Below are 24,182 nucleotides of genomic sequence, written 5' to 3' on the forward strand. Positions count from 1 at the left end.
TGGAGCCGAGCAAACCGTAAATACCGTTCTTGGTGATCTCGAAATTGATATCCCGGATCGCCCACTGGATCGTGTAACGATGAGACAAATTTTCTACTTTTACAATCGATTCTTCCATACAATAGATTTACTTTAATATATAACTCACGTGTTATTCGTTTCGAGAAAAACGATAAACTTTTCACAAAAAATCAACACAAAATCAATTATTTATTATTCAACAACTTATGCATCTTATACAACATATACTCGTAAGGCGACTTGGTAGCATCGGTACTTGTTCGTCTACCGCCTTTTCATTACCATGCGCTCGATAACGCTACTCGTCCATTAACCGATCTGCCGTTCTCTCCGAAGATCAGCAATAATGCTATAAACAGGAGAGAATACTTATCGATCATCCTCATAATTATTGATTTTACACAATACACACACACGACGCATAAAAACGTCCCGCATTTTAAAATTTTGGATGTAGATTTTAAATCCACATCCAAAACAAATACTCATTAATAACGATCAAATACTAAGTTAAAGTAACCACCCCACTTCCAGGAGACACTTTTAATATTCCCCAATCCTGATACCTCGTGTTGAATACCGACGGCACCGGGATCCGGAGAACCCAAGATTTCGGCATCGGTAGCATTGATCAGGTAGAAATAACCCTTATCCGTGGCAACTCCCAACAGATAGTCGCCACCGGATGACGGACTCTCCATCAAATGGGTTATATTACCGCCGTCCGGAAGAGAAGCATATAACTTCACCGCTTTCGTGCTCATGTCGTAGAAATACAACCGGTTGCCCTCTCCGAAATAGAGGTAAGAAGCTTTACGCAATTTCCAAAATACGGTATTATCGGAAATTTTATCGCTACCGGCAAATTCTTCCTGAGAAGCATTCGTTACACTCAGGCTATTCATCCCTCCGGATAACTTATACGTTTGCATCAAATACTTACCCGTACTTTCCTGTTTCAAAATATTCACGTAATTCGTCCCGTCCGTGAAATCTCCGCAATAGAGTAATTTATACCCCTCCAGATTCAAAATATCGACAAACGTGGTCGGATCAATCGGATTAATAATATCCATTTTTCCTCCCAAATAGGAGTTTCCGGAGTTGAAACTCGTGTAGCAAGCTACAAACCTCTTATGAAGCTGGTCGTATCCCAAAATAAAGTTAGCCGCGTATACGTTAATATTGAAAAATTCGGAAATATCCGCTCCTCCACCGGGGAAATAAACAGCCACGTCCATAAACATCTGTTCATGTTTCATTTCTGTAGAGTTTGCATTTTTCCTCCAATAAAGTTTTCCGTCGGTTCCTAACACGAAATCACAATACCCGCCCCGGATAAACTGTTTGGCTTCGAACCCGACAGGATAAGCCCCTCCGGGGAATTCATCCTTAATTTCCAATACTTTCGAGAAATCCAAACCGTTCAACACGCTGGCCCTTCCTCCTTCATAAATCACAACGACCTCATCTTCCTCGTTGCCAACTACATATACATCAGATCTCACAGGAACTTCGGAAGCCAAAGGATCATTCGGATGCAACTGTGAGTACAAATCGATAAAATCGGTCCAATAATAATGAGTTTTATTATCGTCGTCTTTCCAGGAATCGCGACGAACAAAATTCAAATTGGTTTTACCGCCATTCTCACTTAAAATAAACCAACCCTTCAAATAAGGAGATTGTACCGTTACCGAAGTTTGATAGCGGGTGACCACTCCGGTCGCTTTTTCCGTAACATACAAATAACAAGGAAAATTACCGCACTCATCCGGGGTGTATTCCAACACCCGGGTCTTAGCTATGGTATCGCCACCCCAGGTATGCACCCAAACAAAATCGAACGCATTCTCGGTCGTATCCCGTTCCGGGTATTTCCAGGTTATTTTAGGAGTTATCTTCACGGACTCGCCTAAAACAACGGTTGTTTTCGTTTCTGCAGCAACCGTGGCAATTGTAATCTTGTTGTAATCCACGAGATCATAATTTCCCTTATCTTCATAACAAGCGGCCAATAAAGACGCCCACAATGCTATAATTACTATTCTTATTTTCATAATTCAAATCTTTAAAATCATCCACCTATCAGATTAACCGTCATTTCTGTTCCGTCCTCTTCCCTTACCGTACGATTGTTATCTTTCTCCCTCAACAGATAGTTTTTAAATATAATCGTGTAATAACGCAATTCATCCGCATTATTTGGGTCCAAATCCGCAACACCGGTCTCCTGAATAAACAAGGTGTACTTTTTATCCGAATAATCTCCAAGGTAACTACCAGTCACGGTCGAATTCCACCAATCCGGTTTGGATACCCTATTGGTGACATAAAGGATGTTTCCCAAGCAATCCGTTTGCCCCAACATGAAATCAGGCGTCGCTTCCAATTTTAAAGCCAATCTCAAAGCCTCGGTTTTAAGTTCGTCCGTTTTCTTAAACGTAACCCAACAGGTATCGATTACCTTTCCGGCCTTCATTACAAAACTGGCAGGCAAATCATAATTAGCAGTCGTAGCGTTCGTGTATTCGTCGGCCACTGTAACCTTATAACTCCGGTCCCGTGTGGAGGGCTTGCCTATAACCTCGACAACCACAGGAAAACGCAATTGATTATCGTTCGGGTAAGCTAAAAAAGAGCATGTCGAAGAATCAGTAAGACGTTTGACGAACTGAATATAATCGCTGGAGTCGTATAGCATGATGTCATCCCTGTTACAAGAGAGAGTCATCCCAAAACAAACGACTACAAGTAATAACGTGTATATTTTTTTCATAGTTTCTGCATTAGAATTGATAATCTGTTTCGCTTTGCGGTAATGGGACAGTCCATTTTTCCGAACTCATCTTTATATTTTCCTCTCCGTTAAAAATATCCCGGTTCAACCGTTTAAACATATAGAAGGTCTGTCCCATGGTCAAGGTCTCCCGGATAATATCCGTCACTAACCTCTCTTTCAGTTGGTCTGCAGCTATCGTTTCCGGAATAGTCGTTTTAGCTCCTCTTTTTTGTCTGATCGTATTCAACAACCCGACAGCATCAGCAATCTGATTTTTATTGATCATACACTCGATCAAGATATGGTACATCTCCGGGAAACTGATAATCGGAAGGTAAGGACCTTGATTCTCTGCTGTAGAAGTAGCCGTATAAGAAGTTCCGGCAGGTCTGATCCAGGTCAGATACCTCTGGTAACCATACCGATTGTAATATCCGACCAATCGATAATCATCTTCATCCCCCTTGAATAGATCTGACATATTTTTCATACGAAAAGCATAGTTACTCGTTCCGATCGTACTCTCCCAATTCTCATAATTATTATTATTGGAGAAAGCCATAAAGATCTCGTCCGGTTTTTTCGGATAAATATAATCTTTGTCCGTTATCAAACCCAAATAAGAAGCAGAGGTCCATTGAAACCAGTTCCGTTTATGAAAACTATAACAGATCGATGCATTCTTGTAAGCATTATCCTCATCTCCCATGTACAGGTATATACGTGCCAACAAAGCCGTAGCACCCCAGTAATTCATCCGATGGCCGCGATAGCTGAAAAAGTCGTTTGGCGGAGCAGTCGTCCAGGAACCCGTTTGACGTAAGCGAGCGGAAGTCGATTTACACCAGGATGCGCAAAAAACGGTATCCACTTTAGTCAAAAGAGCCTTGGCACGTTCCATATCCTCGATGATCAAAGCCTTTACCTCTTCGGCATTTTTGTGCACCGGTTGATGATCAGGATAGGTGGTCACGTAAGGAATCGTTGTTCCGCTATAATTCGTAACAGGTGCCGGTGCAAAAAGACGATAGATATCGAAGTGCAACATGGCGCGAACACCGTACATTTCTCCCAATATCATGTCTCTCTCGATACTTCCGAGTTCGAAGAAAGTCGTATCTTTCCCTTCCACGTGCTGAATGATATCGTTACAAGCCGCAATAGTATTATAGGCTTTACTCCAGATCTGTTCCGTAACGTCTTCGGCGTTCTCCCAATCGAATTGAGCCGCGTAATATAAAGAGGTCGGCAGATAAGTCGTACTGCTGGTCTCATAATTATGTCCGATAGCACTGGCAAACCCCCATGTCAAATTCTTACCGTACAAATCGGTAGAAGACAATGACTTGTAAACACCGTTTACCGCCATTCTTACTCCCGTAATATCCGAGTACAAATCCTCTTCGACAAGTTCCGTGTCGGACGTTACATCCAAGAAATCATTACAAGAGGTCAAAAACCCGAGTAATAGTATAAAAATCCATATTCTTTTCATAATCTCTCTTTGTTAGCATTAAAAACTGGCATTTAACGTGAACGTAAAGGTGCGGGCAAAAGGATAGGATAATCCCATCTCCTGCTTTATCGTAGAGAACGTCTTTATATCTTTCATGTTAAATTGTAATCTTAACATACTGAAACCAATCCTGTTGATCAAAGTCGGATTAAAGTCATAAGCTAAAGATAAAGAGTTGAAAGTCAGATAATTATTTTTTTGAACGAACCGAGAAGTGGCACGCGTCACGTAATACCGATCCTGAATAGCTTTCAACGGGGTCACGTCTCCCACCTGCTGCCATCTATCGGTCCATACGCGCCGATCCGCATTATAATCATTCAAATTCACGTTTTCAACATTATCGACTAAGGTTTGGTTGTATTTATCCCCTCCCCATTCATACAAGAACGTAGTATACAACGTGAATCGTTGATAACGGACATTCACTCCGAACGCACCTTGAGCGGTGGGCTCTTCGTCTCCGATTACCTGTTGCTCTTGAGGACTCCAGTCGTAAGTAATGGTACCGTCTCGTTTTTGATATATTTCTTTACCGTTTGCCGGATTAATACCCAAAGATTTCATTCCGTAAATAGCTGTCAATGAAGCTCCTTCTTCGTATTTCAAAAGAGGTTTGGCATACTCTTTATTGCTATTGCTCATCTGTAATACCCAAGAACCCGTATAATTTTCATGATTATACTCCTCGTAATAATCATTCACCCGCTCGTTATACTGTTTCAGATAATCCGAAATTTTGGTAATCCTATTCTTGTTATGAGATAAGTTCGCGAAAAGATTCACATCCAAATTTTTCGAAGTATAAGCGCGTACATTCAACACAACATCCACTCCCTTGTTTTGAATCTCTCCCATGTTATCCATGTAAGTCTTAAACCCGGAAGAAGAAGGAAGAGAAACCTCGGTAATACCGTCTTTGGTTGTTTTGTTGTAATAATCGATATCGAATTGAATCCGGTCATTCCACAAGCCTACTTCTGCACCGATACTCCACGAAAGCGTTCTTTCCCAAGTCAAATCTTTATTACCCATTGCCATCGGAGCCGCACCGATTCCAGTCGGATACCAGTCGTCCAACATCACATCCCAAACATTTTTCGCCATATAGGGTTGGAAATTAGCCTTACCGGTCTCTCCCACGTTTCCTTTCAATTTCAATAAGGAGACAAAGTTAAGCTGTTTCATAAAATCGTAATTGTGCATGTTTATTCCGGCACCGGCCGACCAGAAAGGAGCCCATTTACGATCCGCTCCGAATTCGGAAGACCCGTCGAAACGATAGGATCCATCCAAAAGGTAAATGTTATTGTAACTGTAGTTGAACGTGGCGAAACCACCTAACAACCGCGTCTCGTTATCCGAAAAAGAAGGCTTCGTCACGACTTCATAAGCGTAAGCAGGCTCATGTCGGTCAGCATCCGGAAAACCTCTGTAATGAGAATTCGAATACTCATCCTTAGTCGTACGGAGGTTAATACCCATACTGAAATTTATATTGTGCTTCCCGATAGACCTGTTGTAAGCACCGAACAAGTTAAGGTTTAACGTATTGGTACTGGTCTCCGACAAATATAAATCTCCTTTTTTGAAAAGATCTTCCCTACCGTAAGTTCCGGAAAGAGGATCCGTGAAAGAAGAGGTATTAGCTTCCTTAAGTGTCAGCGCCAACTGTCCTTTAATTAACAAATAATCGTTGATATACCAATTTAAAGAGAGATTATTGGTCCACTCTTTATAGCCGTTCTTGCTAAAATTACCGAGTACGGCCTCGTACAAAGGATTTTTGGAGCTACCGCCATAGTTCCCCCACTGAGTCGTATTCTGAAGCATCTCTCCGGTCTCTTCATCTGCCCATAAGTCATAGGGCTGTTTACTGGTGTAATCCCTGAAGTTACCGTAAGGAGAATCTTTCGCCTTCACCACGTCGTAATTGATCTGATTCTTTATTTGCAACCCTTTGTAACGATAATCCAACGTCAATCCGGCTCCGACACGATTACGATAGGATTCCTTCATAACCCCGTTTTGTTTGTCGTAACGCAATTCGACACCGAAACGGATACTTTCGGTACCGCCCTCTACATACACGCTGTGTTTATGATTCACCTCCGTGGTCAACGGTTGAGATAACCAATAATTATCGATACCCCGTAAAATCCGATTTCTTTTCTCTATATAATATCCCATCAAAGAGTTTAACTCGGACTCTTCACTTACGGAACCCAAGTTTTGTAACCTCGGTTGAAATAATCCGGCAGCCCACTCTGCAGCCAGTTTCTCCTCCGCATTCATCAAATCGTAACTACTCAAATCCGGAGCCGTGATATCCAAATTTCCGTTATAAGAGATACGCATTTCCCCCGGAGCGGGAGGAACCGTTTCGATCACAATTACACCGTTAGCCGCACGAGAACCGTAAATAGCAGTAGCAGCCGCATCCTTCAAAATATTGATATCCTTTATTCTATTTAAATCGAGGTCATACACTTTTTCCACGCTTACCTCAAATCCGTCCAAAATAAAGATAGGCAAGTTCGGGTTCGTAGACAACGCAAATTCGGAAACATCCCCGGCTTGCAATTTATCCAGCTCTTTCACTTGCGAAATTCCGGACCGACCGCGCACGTAAAATTCCGGCAACGTATTCGGATCGGATCCCATCTCGTTGTTTTTCACGATTCTCAAAGAGGGATCAAACACCTGAAGCAAATCCATCACGTTGCTGGTTCCCACCTTCATCAACTCCTCTCTCTTTACCTGAGTAACCGAACCGGTAAAACTGGATTTCTTCACGTTCGCGTAACCCGTTACAATAACATCCTCCAACTTCACATCCTCCTCCTTCATCACGACATTGACCGTATCTTTCCCCGCGTACTTAATCTCCTGAGTTTCCATTCCGATAAAAGAAAAAACCAATGAAAAATCCTTCATCTCAGGCAAGGTCAACACGTAATTTCCATCGGCAGTCGTAGATACTCCCAAAGTTGTCCCTTTTACCACAACCGTTACACCGGGAACAGGATTTTTCTTTTCATCCGTTACTTTTCCCTGAATTCTAATTTGCTTCTCTGTAGTCGCTTGTACACTCACTCGAGAGACAACAACCACCTGTTCACCCGAAATTTTATAGGTATATTTCGTCCCCTCAAATACCTTATCCAATACCTTGTCTAAGGTTTCATTCGTTACGGAGACCGAAATTTTTCCCAATGCTTTTTCCTGCTCGTCGTTATAAAAAAATTTGTACGAGGTCTGTTTCTTTATTTCCTGAAACAACATGGAAAGAGAAACATCTTTCAAATCCAAGGTCACCCGCTGGGGTTCGATCGGATTACCTTTTGCCGAAAAGCACAATAAATTTGTCCATAAGAAAGCCAATAAAAATATCCAACAGACATTTTTTACCGACGCGGACAGAGAATACCGCTTTTTTTTCATAATTTTGTAAAGTTAAGTTTATATTAAATACACGCTTAACATCAGGAGTATCTAAATGTGTTGGCGCACGACGGATACTCCTTTTGTTATCTGCTCAAAAAAATTCTACCTTTTTCCATAGAATAAGAAATATTCAGATTTTCACAAATAGTCTCAATAGCATGCTGGACATTCTCCCTGTCAAATTCTCCGCTAAACGACTGAGTAAAGACCACTCCGGTATTATTTTGAATATCTATACCATACCAACGCTCCAATTTCCGGACAAGATTGTCAAACGATTCGTTATCGATCACTAAAACACCATCCTTCCATCGTACCTTATTAGCAGCATCCACCTTCAGAATCTCGAATTTGCCGCTATTCGTATGAAAAAGGAATTTCTGGTCGGGATAAATCGTTTCGATACAATTACCCGCATATACCCTCACACACCCCTCCATGAGAGTTGTACTCACTTCGTCCTTATCCCCGTATGTATTGACTTCGAAAGAGGTCCCCAACACTTCGGTTTTTATCTCTTGAGCAACGACAATAAAAGGACGAGTCGAGTCTTTTACCACCTCAAAGTAGAGATTTCCCTGAACCTCAACCTCCCGGTTCACGTTACTGAAACAAACCGGATAACGCAATGAACTCTCCGAATTGAGCCATACTTTCGTCCCGTCCGACAACTGTACGAAAAAACGCTCTCCCGCACGCACGCTAATCTCATGATAGATTAATTCGGCAGAATCGATAAACCCCGAAGTATCTTGCCTCTCGTACACGATTCTTCGTTGATTTATTGTATGTAGCTGGGCTGATGTCCCTATTTCTTTTATCGCCAACAAAGAATCCTGCATCACGTCGATCTCCCTTCCGTCAGATAAGGTCAGGACAACCGCTTTATCCCGTCCTACCTTCACCATCTTCTCGGGCATCGTATCTCTATGCAACCAAATGACCGAAACGACACCTATCAATCCAATCACGATCACCGCTGCCACCTGCCACAACACCCGTCTCAGTTGTCGCTTCCGCCGCAAAGATTTTTCCATAAAAAGACGATAATCTTCTAATCCGATCTCTAATAATCTCCCATTGGCATGTATCCCCGAAGTCAAATGCCATATTTTTTTGAATTTTTCGAAATACTTCCGGTTTTCTTCCTCGCTTATCCACTGGAAAAAGGAAATAATCTCCTTCCGATCCGCTCGATTCGACAAAATACGAACCAACAACCGATCTATATTCAAATTTTTGAACTCCATCTTTTCTGTCTTCATACCCCAAAGACAGTTAAAAATGATTTTACCCCCAATGAAAAAAAGAAAAAAAACAAATCAACTGCAGCAACCAATCCAAATCATTTCTTAACTTACTCAAGGCTATAGACATATGACGTTCCACGGTCTTTTCAGAAATATTTAACCGCTCGGCAATTTCCCTGTTTTTCAATCCTTCTACCTTACTCAATAAAAATACTTCCCGGCATCTCTCCGGTAAAGAGTCTATAGCCTCCTGCAATGCCCGGCCGATATCGGACGACCATAATTCCATCTCAACCTCCGGCGACTGTATGATAGTAGAAAAATAGAAATCCGACAATTGTTCCCGTTCGTATTTCTTTATATTTTTCTTATGAGCCAACGTATTCAAGCTACCGTAATAAACCGATTTAAAAAGATAGGCCTTAACGGAAAGAGTAATTACCAACACGGCCCGGCCTTCCCAGATCTTATAGTATACCTGTTGAACCACATCCCGGGCTGTTTCCACATCATTTAACAAACGATCAGCATAATTTAATAACGCATCGTAATACGTGGTGTAGATATACACGAAAGCTGAAATCGTACCCTTTCTCAAAGAACATTGCAGTTCCTTATCATCTGAATAACTGTTAATCATCCAACTATCTATAAACGTGAATTCACATTTGACACACAAATAACCTTTGAGCTGACCCTTTTGTTTTTCTTTTCCTAAAAATTTATTCCGGATTGAGAATTCAAAAATAAATATATATTATAAATATCCAAAGAATGCAATATAAAAAAGTAAGGTCATGAATAACCCTACTTGCAATAAATGAATAAGCTCAGAAAAACAATTACCAACTGTTAACTATTTTCAGCTTTTTTTCCATGAGGGTATAATTCGTCCGCCTTAACTTGTATATCACCAGTTACCATTTTTTAGAAAATAGTTCGAGCAACCGATTCATTTTCACGGGTTTTGCAAAGAAGGCATTACATCCCGCCTCAATAGCACTAACTCGATCGGAATCAAAAGCATTAGCCGTAAGAGCCACAATCGGAATTTAGGTATTGAATTCACGGATTTTGCGTGTGCTGTATGCCTTACAGCTTGATGATGATCTTCTATGGCTGGCCAAAGAAGATAAATTGGGAAAAGCGTTACAGGATTTGAGTTTGAAGACAAGGAAACGAGCCTCGAAAAAGGGATAAAACTCATGTTTTCCTACACATAAATCGAAAATGGTTCTATTAGGATAAAAACAAGACTTGAAATTTTGTATTATGCTGTAAAATCATTATGTTCGCATTGCATAATAAATGAGACATATGAAATTCGTTGATAGAATAGATGAAGCAGCACGTCTGAAGGATGCTCTTGCGAGAGAGAAGTCCTCGTTAGTCGTAATGTACGGTCGCAGACGATTGGGAAAATCGACACTTATCAAAAGGATGTTGTCGAATACGGATGTTTATTTCCTCGCCGACCGTTCTGAAGGCCAACATCAGAGAGCGTTACTTGCTAAAGTAATAGCACAAGTGTTTCCGGATTTCGATAAGTTAACATATCCGGACTGGGAATCTATGTTTCGTGCGGTCAATTATCGAACAGACAAACGTTTTACTCTATGCTTGGATGAATTTCCGTATCTTGTGGAACAATCTCCTGAACTGCCGTCTGTGTTGCAGAAATTTGTTGATGAGAAGCTGTTGAAGTATGACCTTGTGCTTTGTGGCTCGTCACAAAATATGATGTATGGGTTATTCCTTGATTCTACTGCGCCTCTATATGGTCGTGCTGATGAGATAATGAGGCTTGCGCCGATACGTTTGCCGTATATTCAGGACGCTTTGAGTCTTGATGCGATGGATGCCATTGAAGAGTATTCCGTATGGGGAGGTGTACCGCGTTACTGGGAATTAAGGGAAAACAGAAGTTCGCTTGATGATGCATTGTGGCACAATATCCTTTCTGTAAATGGAACACTTTACGAGGAACCAGTCAAACTCTTTCAGGATGATGTGAAGGATATTGTCAAGACTTCGACAATAATGTCTTATATTGGGACTGGTGCAAATCGTCTTTCTGAGATTGCTGGACGATGCAATGAACCGGCAACTAATTTGTCGCGACCATTGAAGAAGCTTGTAGATCTCGGATTCTTGGAAAAAGATGTTCCATTCGGGATTGATGAAAAAAATGCGAAAAAGAGTCTCTATAAGATAGCCGATCCGTTTATGGCATTCTACTATCAGTTTGTTGTTCCGAATCGCTCGTTCATTGAACTTGGTCGTCGCTTGCCCATTGAACAGGCTTTGAACGCTCATTTCTCTGAGTATGTGAGTATGCAATGGGAAAAACTATGCCGAGATGCTGTAACAGGTAATCTTGTGGGTGGAGTGGTTTATGGTAAGGCAAAACGCTGGTGGGGTTCTGTTCTCAATGAAGACAAGAAGCCTGAACAAGTCGAATTTGATGTAATGGCAGAATCGCTTGATAAAAAATATTTGTTAGTTGGCAAATGTAAATGGACAACTCAAGAGAATGGCAAACAGCTAACAGCCGAACTTCTCCGCAAAGCTAATCTGTTGCTATTTGCCAAGAACTATACCATCGTTCCGATGCTGTTCCTTAAGAATGCTCCGAAAGATGATGTAGGAAATGCCATGTTGCCGGAAAATGTTGTTGAGTTAATGAGATAAAGAAATAACAAATTCGTGATTTGCAGATGTTGGATTTTAGAAAACAATTTCAAGAGATTATAGAACAATCCTATATTCCTTTCAATATAGATAAAACTGCGACTTCTGACGTATGGAGTAATATTTATAAGTTAGTACTTCCTAATATACCGAAAAAACTTTTTAGATATCATAGAATAGACGATAATGGCTATACTATTGAATCATTTAAATTTGAAACTATTTCATTATGCCATGCAGGAATGTTTCCGGATAAGTATATATTTATATATAGATCAAGATAAGATTCACAAAGCTCTAAAAGTTGCATTGAAAGATGCATTACGTATAACATTGTCGCATATAACACAGAAATCCCCTGATATAAGGGCGGAAAAAGCGACGAAAATATGTTATTATAGAGAATGCGGATATACGGATGAACAAATTATAGATAAAATATTGACAGATGATTATGTTGATTTTTGCAATAATATTGGGGCTGCGATAAAAAAACAAGAATCGCATTTTAGATATCCAAGAAATAGTGCAAAAATTGCCTGTTTTACAGAAAGTGTACAGTCTAAGTATATGTGGGATAGATATGCAGATGGATATAAGGGGTTTGCATTAGAATATGATCTCAGACAGTGCATTTTTAAATATAATTCCTTAGGAATGAATGTTAATCTCTTTCCTGTGATTTATACAGATTTAAGGCCGGACGTTACATTAGATGAGGGAAATATTCATACTTACGAATATTTCAAGCAAATTGGAGATAAAAATTGGTTAAACTTTTTGTCGTCTATAATATCTGTTAATCAATTATATTGGTATCGAGTTTATCTTTATAAGGACAGAAAAGAATACGAGCACGAACATGAATGGAGAATGATTTACTATAATTTAGAAGATGAGAATGATTATGTTGCAATTCCGGATGTTGGATGCTTGAAAGCAATCTATTATGGTCCAGATATATCACAAAAGGATAAGCAAGAATTGAATCAGATTGCAGTTAAAAAAGGACTAAAAGAGTATGATGTTGATCTTGACGCAGGTAGCCGTAGATATGATTTAAGAGTAACAGCAATTAAATAGGAATATTCTTTGCGCAAAAAAGAACTGATCAACAACCTGAAAGTTGTGCCATCTCAATTATTTATAGTACCTTTGTTTTATTTTGCAGGCAAAGGTATTTTTGATTTATACAATGGCTGAAGAAAAGATATACAACGCATTGGAAGTAAAAGAGGAAACAGTGGAAAGCAAAAGCGAAGATTGGATTTGTCATTCGCAGGCTATAGCAGCAATCATGTCGAACCGAATGGGAGAGCTTGGCATGACACAGCGAGTGCTGGCTGAGAAAATGAATTGTACTCAGCAATATGTCTCTAAAGTGTTGAAAGGTCGAGAGAATTTGTCATTGGAAACTTTGTGCAAAATAGAAAGTGCATTAGACATCAAGATACTGCAAGCCGGAATAAATAAGTAATAATACCATAACAGGGCACGGGAATATGTCAATACAGAGCGAAGCGGCATTGGAAGCCGGACTGATAGCCACACTTCGGCAAATGGACTACGAGTATGTCCAAATTACCGAAGAAGATAATCTTTATGCCAATTTCAAACGGCAGTTGGAGATTCACAACAAAAAACAACTGGCGGAAGTTGGTCGTAACTCATTTACGGATGAAGAGTTTGAGAAGATATTGATATATCTGGAAGGTGGCACTCGCTTTGAAAAGACTAAGAAACTTCGAGACCTATATCCGCTTGATACGGCGAATGGACTGCGCATTTGGGTGGAATTCCTTAATCGTACCCAATGGTGTCAAAATGAGTTCCAGGTGTCGAACCAAATCACGGTGGAAGGGAGAAAGAAATGTCGCTATGATGTGACGATTCTTATCAATGGTCTCCCTTTGGTTCAGATTGAATTGAAACGTCGAGGTGTAGAGCTCAAACAGGCATACAATCAGATACAACGCTATCACAAGACATCCTTTCATGGGTTGTTTGACTATATTCAGCTGTTTGTCATTTCCAATGGTGTAAACACTCGTTATTTCGCCAATAATCCCAATGGCGGATATAAGTTCACATTTAACTGGACGGATGCAGCCAATCATCCATTTAATGAATTGGATAAGTTTGCTGTCTTTTTCTTGGAAAAATGTACGCTTGGCAAAATCATAGGAAAATATATCGTGCTACACGAGGGCGACAAGTGCTTGATGGTGCTTCGTCCTTATCAGTTCTATGCCGTAGAGAAGATTCTGGATCGTGTGCAGAACTCTAACGATAACGGCTATATCTGGCATACAACAGGAGCCGGAAAGACATTGACTTCTTTTAAGGCTGCACAACTTGTATCGGAATTGGACGATGTGGATAAGGTTATGTTTGTTGTTGACCGACACGACCTCGATACTCAGACACAATCGGAATATGAGGCATTTGAGCCGGGTGCAGTGGATAGTACTGACAATACAGACGAGCTTGTGAAGCGGCTTCAAAGCAATTCCAAGGTTATCATCACTACCATTCAGAAACTCAATGCCGCAGTCAGCAAGACGTGGTACAGCAACAAGATTGAAACCATTCGTCATTCACGTATCGTGATGATATTTGATGAGTGCCACCGCAGTCATTTTGGGAATAGTCACAAGAAGATTATGAAGTTCTTTGACAATGCTCAAATATTCGGTTTTACGGGAACGCCTATCTTTACCGAAAATGCGGTGGATGGACATACTACTAAAGAGATATTCGGAAATTGTCTGCATAAATATCTTATTAAAGATGCAATAGCGGATGAAAACGTGCTTGGTTTCCTCGTAGAGTATTATCATGGCAACGAAGTTGTTGACAATGACAACCAAACTCGTATGGAGGAAATTGCAAAATTCATCCTTAACAATTTCAACAAGTCTACATTCGACGGAGAATTTGATGCCTTGTTTGCTGTGCAATCCGTGCCGATGCTTATGCGCTATTACAAGATTTTCAAATCGTTGAATCCCAAAATTCGTATTGGTGCTGTGTTTACCTACGCTGCCAATAACAGTCAGGACGATGAACAGACAGGTATGGGTACAGGGCAGTATGTAAAAGAGGGTGTGGGTGATGCAGATGAACTGCAAGCCATCATGGACGATTATAATGAAAACTTCGGCACATCCTTTACTACAGAAAATTTCCGTGCCTACTATGATGACATCAATCTGCGCATGAAAAAGAAGAAAGCGGATATGAAACCGCTTGACCTTTGTCTTGTTGTAGGTATGTTCCTTACAGGTTTCGACAGTAAAAAACTGAATACGCTTTACGTGGATAAGAATATGGAATATCACGGTTTGCTGCAAGCGTTCAGTCGTACCAACCGAGTATTGAACGAGAAGAAGCGTTTTGGTAAAATCGTTTGTTTCCGTGATTTGAAAAACAACGTTGATACAGCGATCAAATTGTTCAGCAACTCAGATAATCCCGAAGATATAGTACGCCCACCGTTTGAGGATGTAAAAAAGGAATATAAATACTTGGCAACAGAGTTCCTGAAAAAATATCCTACTCCCGGAAGTATAGATCTTCTTCAAAGCGAAAATGACAAGAAACATTTTGTGCTTGCATTTCGTGATATTATCCGTAAACATGCGGAAATCCAGATATACGAAGATTATAGCGAGGAGGCGGAAGACCTCGGTATGACTGAACAGCAATTCAACGACTATAAGAGTAAGTATCTTGACATTACGGTCGGGTTTATTGAACCGCCTGTGACCCCATCAGTCATTGCGGAAGATCCTGTCCCATATGGGAACAATCAAGGATTGGAAGATATAGATTTCTGCCTTGAGCTTTTGCATAGCGACATTATCAATGTGGCATATATTCTTGAACTCATTGCGGAACTTGATCCATATCGTGCTGATTATGCGCAGCGCCGTCAGAATATCATTGACACGATGATTAAAGATGCTGAAATGCGTAGCAAAGCCAAACTTATTGATGGTTTCATTCAAAAGAATGTGGATGATGATAAGGAGAACTTCATGATGCAGCGAGGCAAGGTTGACGGAACAAGCGATTTGGAAGAACGGTTGAACCGCTATATTGCTGTTGAGAGAGAAAATGCTGTTAAGTCATTGGCTGAGGAAGAGGAAATATCATCATCGGTATTGAATCACTTCCTAAAAGAATATGATTACCTGCAAAAAGAGCAGCCGGAAATCATACAAAAGGCATTGAAAGAAAAGCATCTCGGATTGATTAAGACGAGAAAAGCATTGACGAGGATTTTAGACAGATTGCGTAATATTATACATACTTTCAGTTGGGATTAAAAGGAATAGAGATATGGTAAAGACAAACGAACCGGGATATGTGTATATCTTGACTAATCCAAGTTTTCGTGAGGATTGGGTCAAAATTGGTAAAAGTGCACGACCTGTTGACATACGTTCTAAGGAACTTGACAATACGGCGGTTCCATTACCTTTTGAGATTTATGCGACCATTCATACGGTCAAATATAACGATGTTGAAAAGCATGTACATAAAACTATTGATCGATTGACGGATTTGCGTATTCGTCAGAACCGAGAGTTTTTCAATGTACCGCCGCAAGTAGCTTTAGATATATTCAATGACATAGCCAAGATGATTGATGATGCAGTTGTTACGGTCTATGTTGATAATAAACCTATTTGTCATAATGAAAAAGAATCATTGCCTGTCGCACATAAACGAACTGTAAAGCGAGGACGTTTCAAATTCAGTATGGTAGGTATTAAAATAGGGGAATGCGTTACCTTTATTCCTACGAATACGGAAGTTAAAGTGGCAAGCGATGATTCCGTTGAATACGAAGGTCGTATTTATAAATTGTCCCCTTTTGTCGGTACATTTATGCCAGAAGAAAAACGAAATATGTCAGGTGCATATCAAGGGGCAAAATATTTCTCATATAAAGGGAATGTGTTAGATGACCTTAGAAGCATAATAGAGAGCAATATACCATTGCCGGAAAGTGATGTAATACAGAATAATATTGAGTAATAAAGATATGAGCGAAGAACTGCAACAAAAACTCCGTGACCAGCTTTGGGAGGTCGCAAACCGTTTGCGAGGCAATATGTCGGCAAGCGACTTTATGTATTTTACATTAGGTTTCATTTTCTATAAATACTTATCGGAGAAAATAGAGAAGTATGCTAACAATGCCTTAGTGGATGATGAAATAACCTTTAAGGAATTGTGGGAAATGGATGATACCGATGCGGTCGAGTTACAAGAGGAAGTAAAGAACCAATGCTTAGAAAATATAGGCTACTTCATAGAACCGAAATTTTTGTTTTCGTCCGTAATAGAGGCCATTAAGCGGAAAGAAAACATTTTACCAATGCTTGAACGTTCATTGAAGCGTATCGAAGACAGCACTCTTGGACAGGACAGCGAAGAAGATTTTGGCGGATTGTTTTCAGATATTGACTTGGCTTCACCTAAATTGGGTAAAACTTCCGATGATAAAAATACACTCGTCAGCAATGTGCTTCTCGCATTGGACGATATAGACTTTGGTGTAGAGGCATCACAGGAAATTGACATCTTGGGTGATGCTTACGAATATATGATTTCGCAGTTTGCGGCAGGAGCCGGAAAGAAAGCCGGAGAGTTCTATACTCCGCAGGAAGTCAGCCGTATCTTGGCTGAGATTGTTTCCATCGGACACAAGCGTTTGCGCAATGTATATGATCCGACTTGCGGCAGTGGCTCGTTGCTTCTTCGTGCTGCAAGTATTGGAAATGCTGTTGATATTTACGGACAGGAAAAGAATCCGACGACCTACAACCTTGCTCGAATGAATATGTTGCTTCACGGTATCAGATTCAGTAACTTCAAGATTGAAAACGGCGATACGCTTGAATGGGATGCCTTTGGAGACATTCAGTTTGATGCAGTGGTCGCAAATCCTCCTTTCTCTGCCGAATGGAGTGCTGCCGACAAATTCAATACCGATGACCGTTTCAGCAAAGCAGGGCGACTTGCGCCAAAGAAGACAGCAGATTATGCTTTTATTCTACATATGATCTATCACTTGAACGAAGGTGGTACGATGGCTTGTGTCGCTCCGCATGGTGTTTTGTTCCGTGGTAATGCTGAGGGTGTAATACGCCGCTTCCTGATAGAAAAGAAAAACTATATCGATGCTATTATCGGTTTGCCGGCTAATATTTTCTATGGCACAAGTATTCCTACTTGTATCCTTGTGATGAAGAAATGCCGTAAGGAAGATGATAACATCCTGTTCATCGATGCGAGCAAAGAGTTTGAGAAAGTCAAGACACAAAACAAACTACGTAAAGAACATATCGACAAGATTGTTGACACATATCGCGAGCGAAAAGAAATAGAAAAGTACAGCCATCTTGCCACTTTACAGGAAGTTGCTGATAACGACTATAATCTGAATATCCCTCGTTATGTAGATACCTTTGAAGAGGAAGAACCTATTGATATTAAAGCTGTAATGGCAGAAATCAAAGAGCTGGAAGCCAAACGTACCAAACTCGATAAGGAGATTGAAGTATATCTGAAAGAATTGGGACTGGTTGAATAGTAGTGTTATGGCAGAGATAGACAACATACCTGAAATGCGTCCTTCATTCGACAATATCCGTCGTCACGATGAGAACGAAAATGAATATTGGAGTTCACGTGACCTCTGCGTTGCTATGGGCTATTCGGCTTATTGGAAATTCCAAAAAGTCGTAGACAAAGCAATCAAAGTAGCTGGCGAAAAAGGCATGAATGTGGATGACCATTTCAACCAAGCGGTTGATATGGTGAAGATAGGTAGTGGCTCATTCCGTAAAGTCAGTATCTTCCGCTTGTCTCGTATGGCATGTATGATTATTGCTGAAAATGCCGATGCAAAAAAAGTATTGGTACAACAGGCAAGAGATTACTTTTCTCAAACCATATCTACCAACGAATTGGTGTTAAATTCGTTTAGTTCCAATCTATTACTATATAAAACCGCACAAGGTGAAGTTCGAGTAGAAGTAATATTCAATAGCGAAACATTTTGGATGTCGCAAAAGCGCATGGCGGACTTATTTGGCGTGGATGTACGAACCATCAACTATCATCTTGGACAGATTTATGAATCCGGTGAACTTACCAAAGAGGCAACTATCCGAAAAATTGGGATAGTTCAATCGGAGGGAGAACGGGATGTGGAGCGTACTCCGTTGTTCTATAATTTGGATGCCATCATAGCGGTAGGTTATCGTGTCAATAGCTATCAAGCCACACAGTTTCGTATTTGGGCTACATCTGTCTTGAAAGAATTTGTCATTAAGGGGTATATACTTGATGATGAACGCCTAAAAGAAGGGAAGCATTTTGGCAAAGATTATTTTGATGATTTGCTGGAGCGTATTCGTGAAATACGCACATCAGAGCGAAGATATTATCAAAAGATAACAGACATCTATGCGGAATGCAGTGCCGATTACGATCCGAAATCGGATTGTACCCAATTGTTCTTCAAGATGGTGCAAAATATGATGCACTTGGCTGTAACTAATCGTACCGCTGCCGAAATTGTATATGAACGTGCCGACTCTGAAATGCCCCACATGGGATTGACCACTTGGAAGAAAACTCCCGATGGTAGAGTCCAAAAGTCCGATACGATTGTGGCAAAGAACTATTTGTCAGATAAAGAGGTTTCCGAACTCAACGGCATAACTAACGCATTCCTTGAATTTGCAGAGCTTCGTGCACAACGTCACATCATCACGACGATGGAAGACTGGAAGCAACGTCTTGAACAGTTTCTTGTCACAATGGATTATAAAGCACAAGATACAGCTGGCAAAGTTTCACAAGAAGCAGCACGAGAGAAGGCGTATGGTGAGTACGAGAAATATAAAGTGATTCAAGACCATTCTTTTATCTCTGATTTCGACCGGTTTAATAATGGTGACAAATTGTTGCCGTTTGATATTAACCCTGATAAAGAATCATGATTATGGCAAATAATAACGAAAATAAAGTCCTCAATGTTCCAACTTTGCGTTTTCCTGAGTTTGAAGGGAAGTGGAAGCGAGCTAAAGTATCTGACATTTTATATTTCTATTCCACGAACTCACTATCATGGGAACAATTGGATTATGACTGTGGTAAAATCAAAAACTTGCATTATGGTTTGATTCATAAAGGAGTGCCAACCATGGTAGATGCAGCTAACGACAGTCTTCCCTACATCAAAGAAGGTGCTGTACCTAAATCATACACTTTCTTCAAAGAGGGAGATGTAGCATTTGCAGATGCTTCGGAAGACACGAACGATGTAGCCAAAGCCATTGAAATGGTTAATTGCGCTAATCAGCAAATTGTTTCAGGGCTACACACAATCCATGGACGGGATAATTCCAATTTGACTATTGTTGGCTATAAAGGTTATGCATTTGCTTCTAATTCATTTCACAAACAGATTAGAAGAATTGCTCAAGGCACAAAGGTGTTTTCTATAAGTATTCGTAATTTCGATGAAGTATATATCGGAATTCCTTCGAAAGAAGAACAAACCAAAATTGCAAAACTGTTAATAGCCATAGACAAGCGGATTGCTACCCAAATCAAAATCATTGAGGATTTGAAGAAACTAATGTCTGCAATTAGTTTGAATGTGCTTTACTCTGATACTTGGGAACAATTCAAAATCAAAGATATAGCAAAGATAGGACGTGGTAGAGTTATTAGCTCCATAGAAATTAGCCAGCAAAAGAATCCTACATATCCAGTATACTCCTCTCAAACATCAAATGATGGTATTATGGGCTACCTTGACGATTATATGTTTGAGGGTGAATACGTCAGTTGGACAACTGACGGTGCAAATGCAGGAACAGTATTTTATCGTGATGGAAAATTTAATTGCACTAACGTTTGTGGTTTGTTAAAACTCAGAAAAGGGTTTGATACTCATTTTGTTTCATTGGTTTTGGCAGAAGCTACAAATAAATATGTCTCTATAAATTTAGCTAATCCAAAACTTATGAACAATACAATGGGAAACATTCAAATACGTCTGCCAAAATTGGATGAACAGAAAAGAATTTCCATCATTTTCAGGAAGTTACAAAAACTATTGACCACACATAATAGTTTACTCGCCGAGTATACAAAGCAGAAACAATATTTACTCTCGCAAATGTTTATATGAACATTTGCGAGAGCAGGTATTGCTTCTGTTGATTGTATTGGTTAAGTATGAGTGATTCGTTATCAAGTTTTACATCGATACTTTGTAACATAGAAGCAATCTTAATGTTGTGACGATACTCATAATCAGGTATCATTATTCCACGAACAATATCGGCATTGATATTGCTTTGTGTTCCTGTTTCAAGATACTTATGAATATGCCTGCGCTTAAAATAGGACAAATAGTAATATAGATAATCTAACAGAGATATGTCTTTCAATAGCATTGAAAACATTGCTTGGCTTGTAGCTATGGGAACTTGATTTATGGTGACTAGCCCTACAGAAGCATACATTGACATAATTAAGCTATGTTTCGGTACTATCCAAGCTGAAGAATTGTCTAACCCGTTTTGACTTATATGGTTTTCTGTCTGCCAAATATACTTACCTTGTTTAGTAATGTCGTTGATACTTAAAAAAGGTATATCTCCGTCATAGAACTTCTTATTTGTAGATGTGGGTGTCCCTCCAGCTTTTCCTTTAACAAAGTAAGAATTTAATCTATTCCATACTATTGGTTCTTGAGAGAATAATTTTGCACTTATTGCAGACATTACTGATGCCAANATTGCAGACATTACTGATGCCAAATCCTTAATTAAAGGAATTGGACGTTCATGTGTTGTATTTACAGATAATATCGGGAAATGGGTGACACTCAAAGACATATGTCATATCACCACGGGAAAGCTAGATGCAAATGCTATGGTAGAAGGAGGAAAATACCCTTTTTATACATGTGCTGAAATTCCATTTGCGATTAATGAATATGCCTTTGATACTGAAGCATTACTTATTTCAGGTAATGGTGCAAATCTTGGCTATATCAACTATTATAACGGACGTTTCAATGCTTATCAACGTACTTATGTATTGGATGCTTTTACTGAAAATATTCATTTTGTCAAATGCGTACTAAAGGTAATGCTGCCTAAAAGAATAGCTATCGAAAAAAGCACAAGTAATACTCCTTACATTGTCATGTCGACTTTGGCTGAGATGAAAATCTTCTTGCCATCAAAAAAATGTCAAAATCATATAGCGAACCTAATGTGCAATTTGGAAATAAAGCTACATCAACAAACTACGATTCTCAAAAATTTTCGTCATATTAAATCATATCTACTCCAACAGATGTTTATATAAACATCTGTCTCAACAGATACTGCTTTTGCTGGTTGAACAATGTAATAAGTTCTTGTTCCAATAAGAGTTTGCTCTCCAATTTGCCAAGCACATTTGCAATACGCTTTTGTTCGGTAAGTGGAGGGCAATATATTTTCGCATTACCATAGTCTTTGAAGTAGATATGCGGTATGGCCATTCCTGTTTTGTACGGTTGAAAGTTGAACACTGACAGCGCAAAGTACAGATATCGCAAATCATTGTTGCCTATGACTGTAAGATAGTTGAGTGTGCCAATTACCGAAAATTTGCCTTGTACGTAGGTAACTGTACCAACACCCGAACCGTCCTTGATTACTAGTATCGCATCACCGTTCATTTGTGGCACATCTGTATAACCGACTAATCCATTTGCACCAAATACTTTATACAATCCATTAGATGAAACCTCGCTTTCTTGAAGTGTTGAGCTATGACACGCTAAACATTTAGAAATTGTAGTATTCGGCTTTCCTTTAATCGTTAGTGTAACCGTAAGTCCTTTAATTAAGGACTGTAGCTTGTCAATGATTTTGTTTTGGGTAGAAATACGTTCGTCCAACAAATGTAGCAAATGGCTGATTTTATTCTGTTCTTCTATATTTGGAGTTGAAAAAATATATTTCAATATCTGCTCTTTGTCCCCGCGTGGCATTTTCACGCCTTTAGCTCCAGACATAACGTAATTGATAAAAGTATCATTTGCCATTATGTAATGTAGAAATGAAGAAGAAATAGATTTGGCTCTAAACACGAACACATCCGCACTACACCCTCCATCACTGCTTGCTGCCCAAACTTTACGCAGGTAAGGACGGATATTGGATAGTAACACATCTCCTTTTTGATAGTGTATTACATTTGTGTTGTTTGGAACAGATGATGCTTGATTAATGCCACCAAAATCCGGATTCATATTTTCTGTTGAGACATAATTGTTTCTGGTGAGTTTATCTGCACCAATTCGTTCCTTTACGAAAGTTGTTACCTCACCCAAAGAAGATCTCTTCCATTCATCCGTAAACTCTGGGAATCTCAGATTTGGAACATTATCTATTATATTTCTCTAATTATTAGAACTATTGATTTTAAGATTATGATTCAGAAGACAATTAGAGAAATTTCGGAAGCATGGCGAGAGGACAAGCGTCCATATGTGAAGCAATCAACATTTGCCGCCTATATGTTGATTCTGGAAAACCATCTTTTGCCATATTTTGGCGAGAGTGAGGCGTTAAGTGAGAAAACGGTACAAGATTTTGTACTACAAAAACTCAATGGTGGCATGAGTGTAAAATCGGTAAAGGATATTCTTATCGTGCTCAAAATGGTGATGAAGTTCGGAGTAAAACACGAGTGGATGAACTATTCAGAATGGGACATAAAATATCCTACAACTGAAAAGAACAAAGAGTTGGAGGTGTTGACTGTAGCCCATCACAAAAAAATATTGGACTATATCCGTCAAAATTTCACATTTCGTAATTTGGGCATTTATATTAGTTTAAGCACTGGGCTTCGTATTGGCGAAGTTTGTGCTCTGCGCTGGAGTGACATCAATGTAGATAGCGGAACTATCAGCGTTCAGCGTACCATAGAGCGTATTTATATTATTGAAGGTGAAAAGAAATATACTGAGCTGATTATCAATACGCCTAAAACAAAGAACTCCTGCCGTGAAATTCCTATGAGCAAGGAGTTGCTTGCTTTGGTGAAACCACTGAAAAAAGTGGTAAATGCGGATTACTACATACTCACCAATGAACCCTCGCCCACAGAACCACGAACATATCGCAATTATTACAAGCGGTTGATGGAGCAACTTGGTATTCCCAAATTAAAGTTTCATGGGCTTCGCCATAGCTTTGCTACACGCTGTATAGAAAGCAATTGCGACTATAAAACAGTCAGTGTATTGCTGGGACATTCAAATATCAGCACCACGCTCAATCTTTATGTCCATCCAAATATGGAACAGAAAAAGCGTTGCATCGCCAAGATGTTCAAGTCGCTTGGCAAATAACATTTTACTGGTGAGTGTAGT

At 39.7% G+C, this 24,182-nt stretch carries 18 protein-coding genes and 3 pseudogenes; 11 read left to right on the forward strand and 10 right to left on the reverse strand.

The genetic code is table 11. From position 1 onward, the window contains the following. From NVS78_RS09525 to NVS78_RS09560, 8 genes and pseudogenes are all read right to left on the reverse strand, one after another. Positions 1 to 118 (reverse strand): annotated as a pseudogene (locus NVS78_RS09525) (ABC transporter ATP-binding protein); the annotation flags it as partial. Between the two features lie 391 nt (positions 119 to 509). Next, positions 510 to 2,081: a PKD-like family lipoprotein gene (locus tag NVS78_RS09530; protein ID WP_286359003.1), complete on the reverse strand. Its 1,572-nt coding sequence runs from the start codon at positions 2,079 to 2,081 to the stop codon at positions 510 to 512. 17 nt (positions 2,082 to 2,098) lie between these two features. After that, positions 2,099 to 2,800, reverse strand: a complete 702-nt coding sequence (locus NVS78_RS09535) for a DUF4843 domain-containing protein (protein WP_286359004.1) — start codon at positions 2,798 to 2,800, stop codon at positions 2,099 to 2,101. A 10-nt stretch (positions 2,801 to 2,810) separates the two neighbouring features. Then, complete coding sequence (locus tag NVS78_RS09540) at positions 2,811 to 4,298, reverse strand: RagB/SusD family nutrient uptake outer membrane protein (RefSeq protein WP_286359005.1); 1,488 nt, start codon at positions 4,296 to 4,298, stop codon at positions 2,811 to 2,813. A gap of 18 nt (positions 4,299 to 4,316) precedes the next feature. Then, positions 4,317 to 7,763: a SusC/RagA family TonB-linked outer membrane protein gene (locus NVS78_RS09545; protein WP_286359006.1), complete on the reverse strand. Its 3,447-nt coding sequence runs from the start codon at positions 7,761 to 7,763 to the stop codon at positions 4,317 to 4,319. An 86-nt stretch (positions 7,764 to 7,849) separates the two neighbouring features. Next, positions 7,850 to 9,031: a FecR family protein gene (locus NVS78_RS09550; RefSeq protein ID WP_286359007.1), complete on the reverse strand. Its 1,182-nt coding sequence runs from the start codon at positions 9,029 to 9,031 to the stop codon at positions 7,850 to 7,852. 25 nt (positions 9,032 to 9,056) lie between these two features. Continuing rightward, complete coding sequence (locus NVS78_RS09555) at positions 9,057 to 9,656, reverse strand: RNA polymerase sigma-70 factor (RefSeq protein ID WP_286359008.1); 600 nt, start codon at positions 9,654 to 9,656, stop codon at positions 9,057 to 9,059. A gap of 277 nt (positions 9,657 to 9,933) precedes the next feature. Then, positions 9,934 to 10,101: pseudogene (locus NVS78_RS09560) on the reverse strand (response regulator); the annotation flags it as partial. Here NVS78_RS09560 and NVS78_RS09565 point away from each other — a divergent pair. From NVS78_RS09565 to NVS78_RS09605, 9 genes and pseudogenes are all read left to right on the forward strand, one after another. After that, positions 10,091 to 10,216, forward strand: a pseudogene (locus tag NVS78_RS09565) (transcriptional regulator); the annotation flags it as partial. The pseudogenes NVS78_RS09560 and NVS78_RS09565 overlap by 11 nt on opposite strands. Before the next feature lie 117 nt (positions 10,217 to 10,333). Continuing rightward, on the forward strand, positions 10,334 to 11,707 hold the full coding sequence (locus NVS78_RS09570) for an ATP-binding protein (protein WP_286359009.1): 1,374 nt from the start codon (positions 10,334 to 10,336) through the stop codon (positions 11,705 to 11,707). A 186-nt stretch (positions 11,708 to 11,893) separates the two neighbouring features. Next, on the forward strand, positions 11,894 to 12,790 hold the full coding sequence (locus tag NVS78_RS09575) for a DUF2971 domain-containing protein (protein WP_286359010.1): 897 nt from the start codon (positions 11,894 to 11,896) through the stop codon (positions 12,788 to 12,790). Positions 12,791 to 12,902: 112 nt separating this feature from the next. Beyond that, positions 12,903 to 13,184, forward strand: coding sequence for a helix-turn-helix domain-containing protein (locus NVS78_RS09580; protein ID WP_286359011.1), 282 nt, complete (start codon positions 12,903 to 12,905; stop codon positions 13,182 to 13,184). A 25-nt stretch (positions 13,185 to 13,209) separates the two neighbouring features. Next, complete coding sequence (locus NVS78_RS09585) at positions 13,210 to 16,038, forward strand: type I restriction endonuclease subunit R, EcoR124 family (protein WP_286359012.1); 2,829 nt, start codon at positions 13,210 to 13,212, stop codon at positions 16,036 to 16,038. 13 nt (positions 16,039 to 16,051) lie between these two features. Next, positions 16,052 to 16,753 carry a GIY-YIG nuclease family protein gene (locus NVS78_RS09590; protein WP_286359013.1) on the forward strand — a complete coding sequence of 234 codons (702 nt, stop codon included), beginning with the start codon at positions 16,052 to 16,054 and terminating at the stop codon, positions 16,751 to 16,753. A 7-nt stretch (positions 16,754 to 16,760) separates the two neighbouring features. Further along, positions 16,761 to 18,314, forward strand: coding sequence for a type I restriction-modification system subunit M (locus tag NVS78_RS09595; RefSeq protein ID WP_286359014.1), 1,554 nt, complete (start codon positions 16,761 to 16,763; stop codon positions 18,312 to 18,314). Between the two features lie 7 nt (positions 18,315 to 18,321). Continuing rightward, the gene (locus tag NVS78_RS09600; protein ID WP_286359015.1) at positions 18,322 to 19,731 is read left to right on the forward strand and encodes a virulence RhuM family protein; all 1,410 of its coding nucleotides are present in this window, start codon (positions 18,322 to 18,324) and stop codon (positions 19,729 to 19,731) included. A 2-nt stretch (positions 19,732 to 19,733) separates the two neighbouring features. Next, positions 19,734 to 20,930, forward strand: a complete 1,197-nt coding sequence (locus NVS78_RS09605) for a restriction endonuclease subunit S (RefSeq protein WP_286359016.1) — start codon at positions 19,734 to 19,736, stop codon at positions 20,928 to 20,930. Here NVS78_RS09605 and NVS78_RS09610 read toward each other — a convergent pair. Beyond that, entirely contained in the window at positions 20,923 to 21,528 is a 606-nt protein-coding gene (locus tag NVS78_RS09610; protein ID WP_286359017.1) for a restriction endonuclease subunit S, read from the reverse strand. The genes NVS78_RS09605 and NVS78_RS09610 overlap by 8 nt on opposite strands. A gap of 97 nt (positions 21,529 to 21,625) precedes the next feature. Here NVS78_RS09610 and NVS78_RS09615 point away from each other — a divergent pair, with 97 nt between their 5' ends. Beyond that, positions 21,626 to 22,120: a restriction endonuclease subunit S gene (locus tag NVS78_RS09615; RefSeq protein ID WP_286359018.1), complete on the forward strand. Its 495-nt coding sequence runs from the start codon at positions 21,626 to 21,628 to the stop codon at positions 22,118 to 22,120. On the opposite strand, the gene NVS78_RS09620 is transcribed toward NVS78_RS09615, so the two are convergent. Next, a complete protein-coding gene (locus NVS78_RS09620; protein ID WP_353620736.1) occupies positions 22,113 to 23,198 on the reverse strand; it encodes a restriction endonuclease subunit S in 1,086 nt (361 codons plus the stop codon). The two genes, NVS78_RS09615 and NVS78_RS09620, sit on opposite strands and share 8 nt — an antisense overlap. Positions 23,199 to 23,234: 36 nt before the next feature. Here NVS78_RS09620 and NVS78_RS09625 point away from each other — a divergent pair, with 36 nt between their 5' ends. Further along, a complete protein-coding gene (locus NVS78_RS09625) occupies positions 23,235 to 24,161 on the forward strand; it encodes a tyrosine-type recombinase/integrase (RefSeq protein WP_286359019.1) in 927 nt (308 codons plus the stop codon). Positions 24,162 to 24,182 lie beyond the last annotated feature (21 nt).

This window comes from Gabonibacter chumensis, assembly GCF_024741215.1.
In the GTDB taxonomy this organism is placed as follows: Bacteria; Bacteroidota; Bacteroidia; order Bacteroidales; family Marinifilaceae; genus Gabonibacter; species Gabonibacter massiliensis.

Coding starts and splice junctions, on each gene's coding strand:
- NVS78_RS09605 (WP_286359016.1), top strand. CDS start 19,734: ATGGCAAATAATAACGAAAATAAAGTCCTCAATGTTCCAACTTTGCGT.
- NVS78_RS09590 (WP_286359013.1), top strand. CDS start 16,052: ATGGTAAAGACAAACGAACCGGGATATGTGTATATCTTGACTAATCCA.
- NVS78_RS09530 (WP_286359003.1), bottom strand. CDS start 2,081: ATGAAAATAAGAATAGTAATTATAGCATTGTGGGCGTCTTTATTGGCC.
- NVS78_RS09595 (WP_286359014.1), top strand. CDS start 16,761: ATGAGCGAAGAACTGCAACAAAAACTCCGTGACCAGCTTTGGGAGGTC.
- NVS78_RS09570 (WP_286359009.1), top strand. CDS start 10,334: ATGAAATTCGTTGATAGAATAGATGAAGCAGCACGTCTGAAGGATGCT.
- NVS78_RS09555 (WP_286359008.1), bottom strand. CDS start 9,656: ATGATTAACAGTTATTCAGATGATAAGGAACTGCAATGTTCTTTGAGA.
- NVS78_RS09585 (WP_286359012.1), top strand. CDS start 13,210: ATGTCAATACAGAGCGAAGCGGCATTGGAAGCCGGACTGATAGCCACA.
- NVS78_RS09610 (WP_286359017.1), bottom strand. CDS start 21,528: ATGTCTGCAATAAGTGCAAAATTATTCTCTCAAGAACCAATAGTATGG.
- NVS78_RS09540 (WP_286359005.1), bottom strand. CDS start 4,298: ATGAAAAGAATATGGATTTTTATACTATTACTCGGGTTTTTGACCTCT.
- NVS78_RS09580 (WP_286359011.1), top strand. CDS start 12,903: ATGGCTGAAGAAAAGATATACAACGCATTGGAAGTAAAAGAGGAAACA.
- NVS78_RS09625 (WP_286359019.1), top strand. CDS start 23,235: ATGATTCAGAAGACAATTAGAGAAATTTCGGAAGCATGGCGAGAGGAC.
- NVS78_RS09535 (WP_286359004.1), bottom strand. CDS start 2,800: ATGAAAAAAATATACACGTTATTACTTGTAGTCGTTTGTTTTGGGATG.
- NVS78_RS09550 (WP_286359007.1), bottom strand. CDS start 9,031: ATGAAGACAGAAAAGATGGAGTTCAAAAATTTGAATATAGATCGGTTG.
- NVS78_RS09600 (WP_286359015.1), top strand. CDS start 18,322: ATGGCAGAGATAGACAACATACCTGAAATGCGTCCTTCATTCGACAAT.
- NVS78_RS09575 (WP_286359010.1), top strand. CDS start 11,894: ATGGCTATACTATTGAATCATTTAAATTTGAAACTATTTCATTATGCC.
- NVS78_RS09545 (WP_286359006.1), bottom strand. CDS start 7,763: ATGAAAAAAAAGCGGTATTCTCTGTCCGCGTCGGTAAAAAATGTCTGT.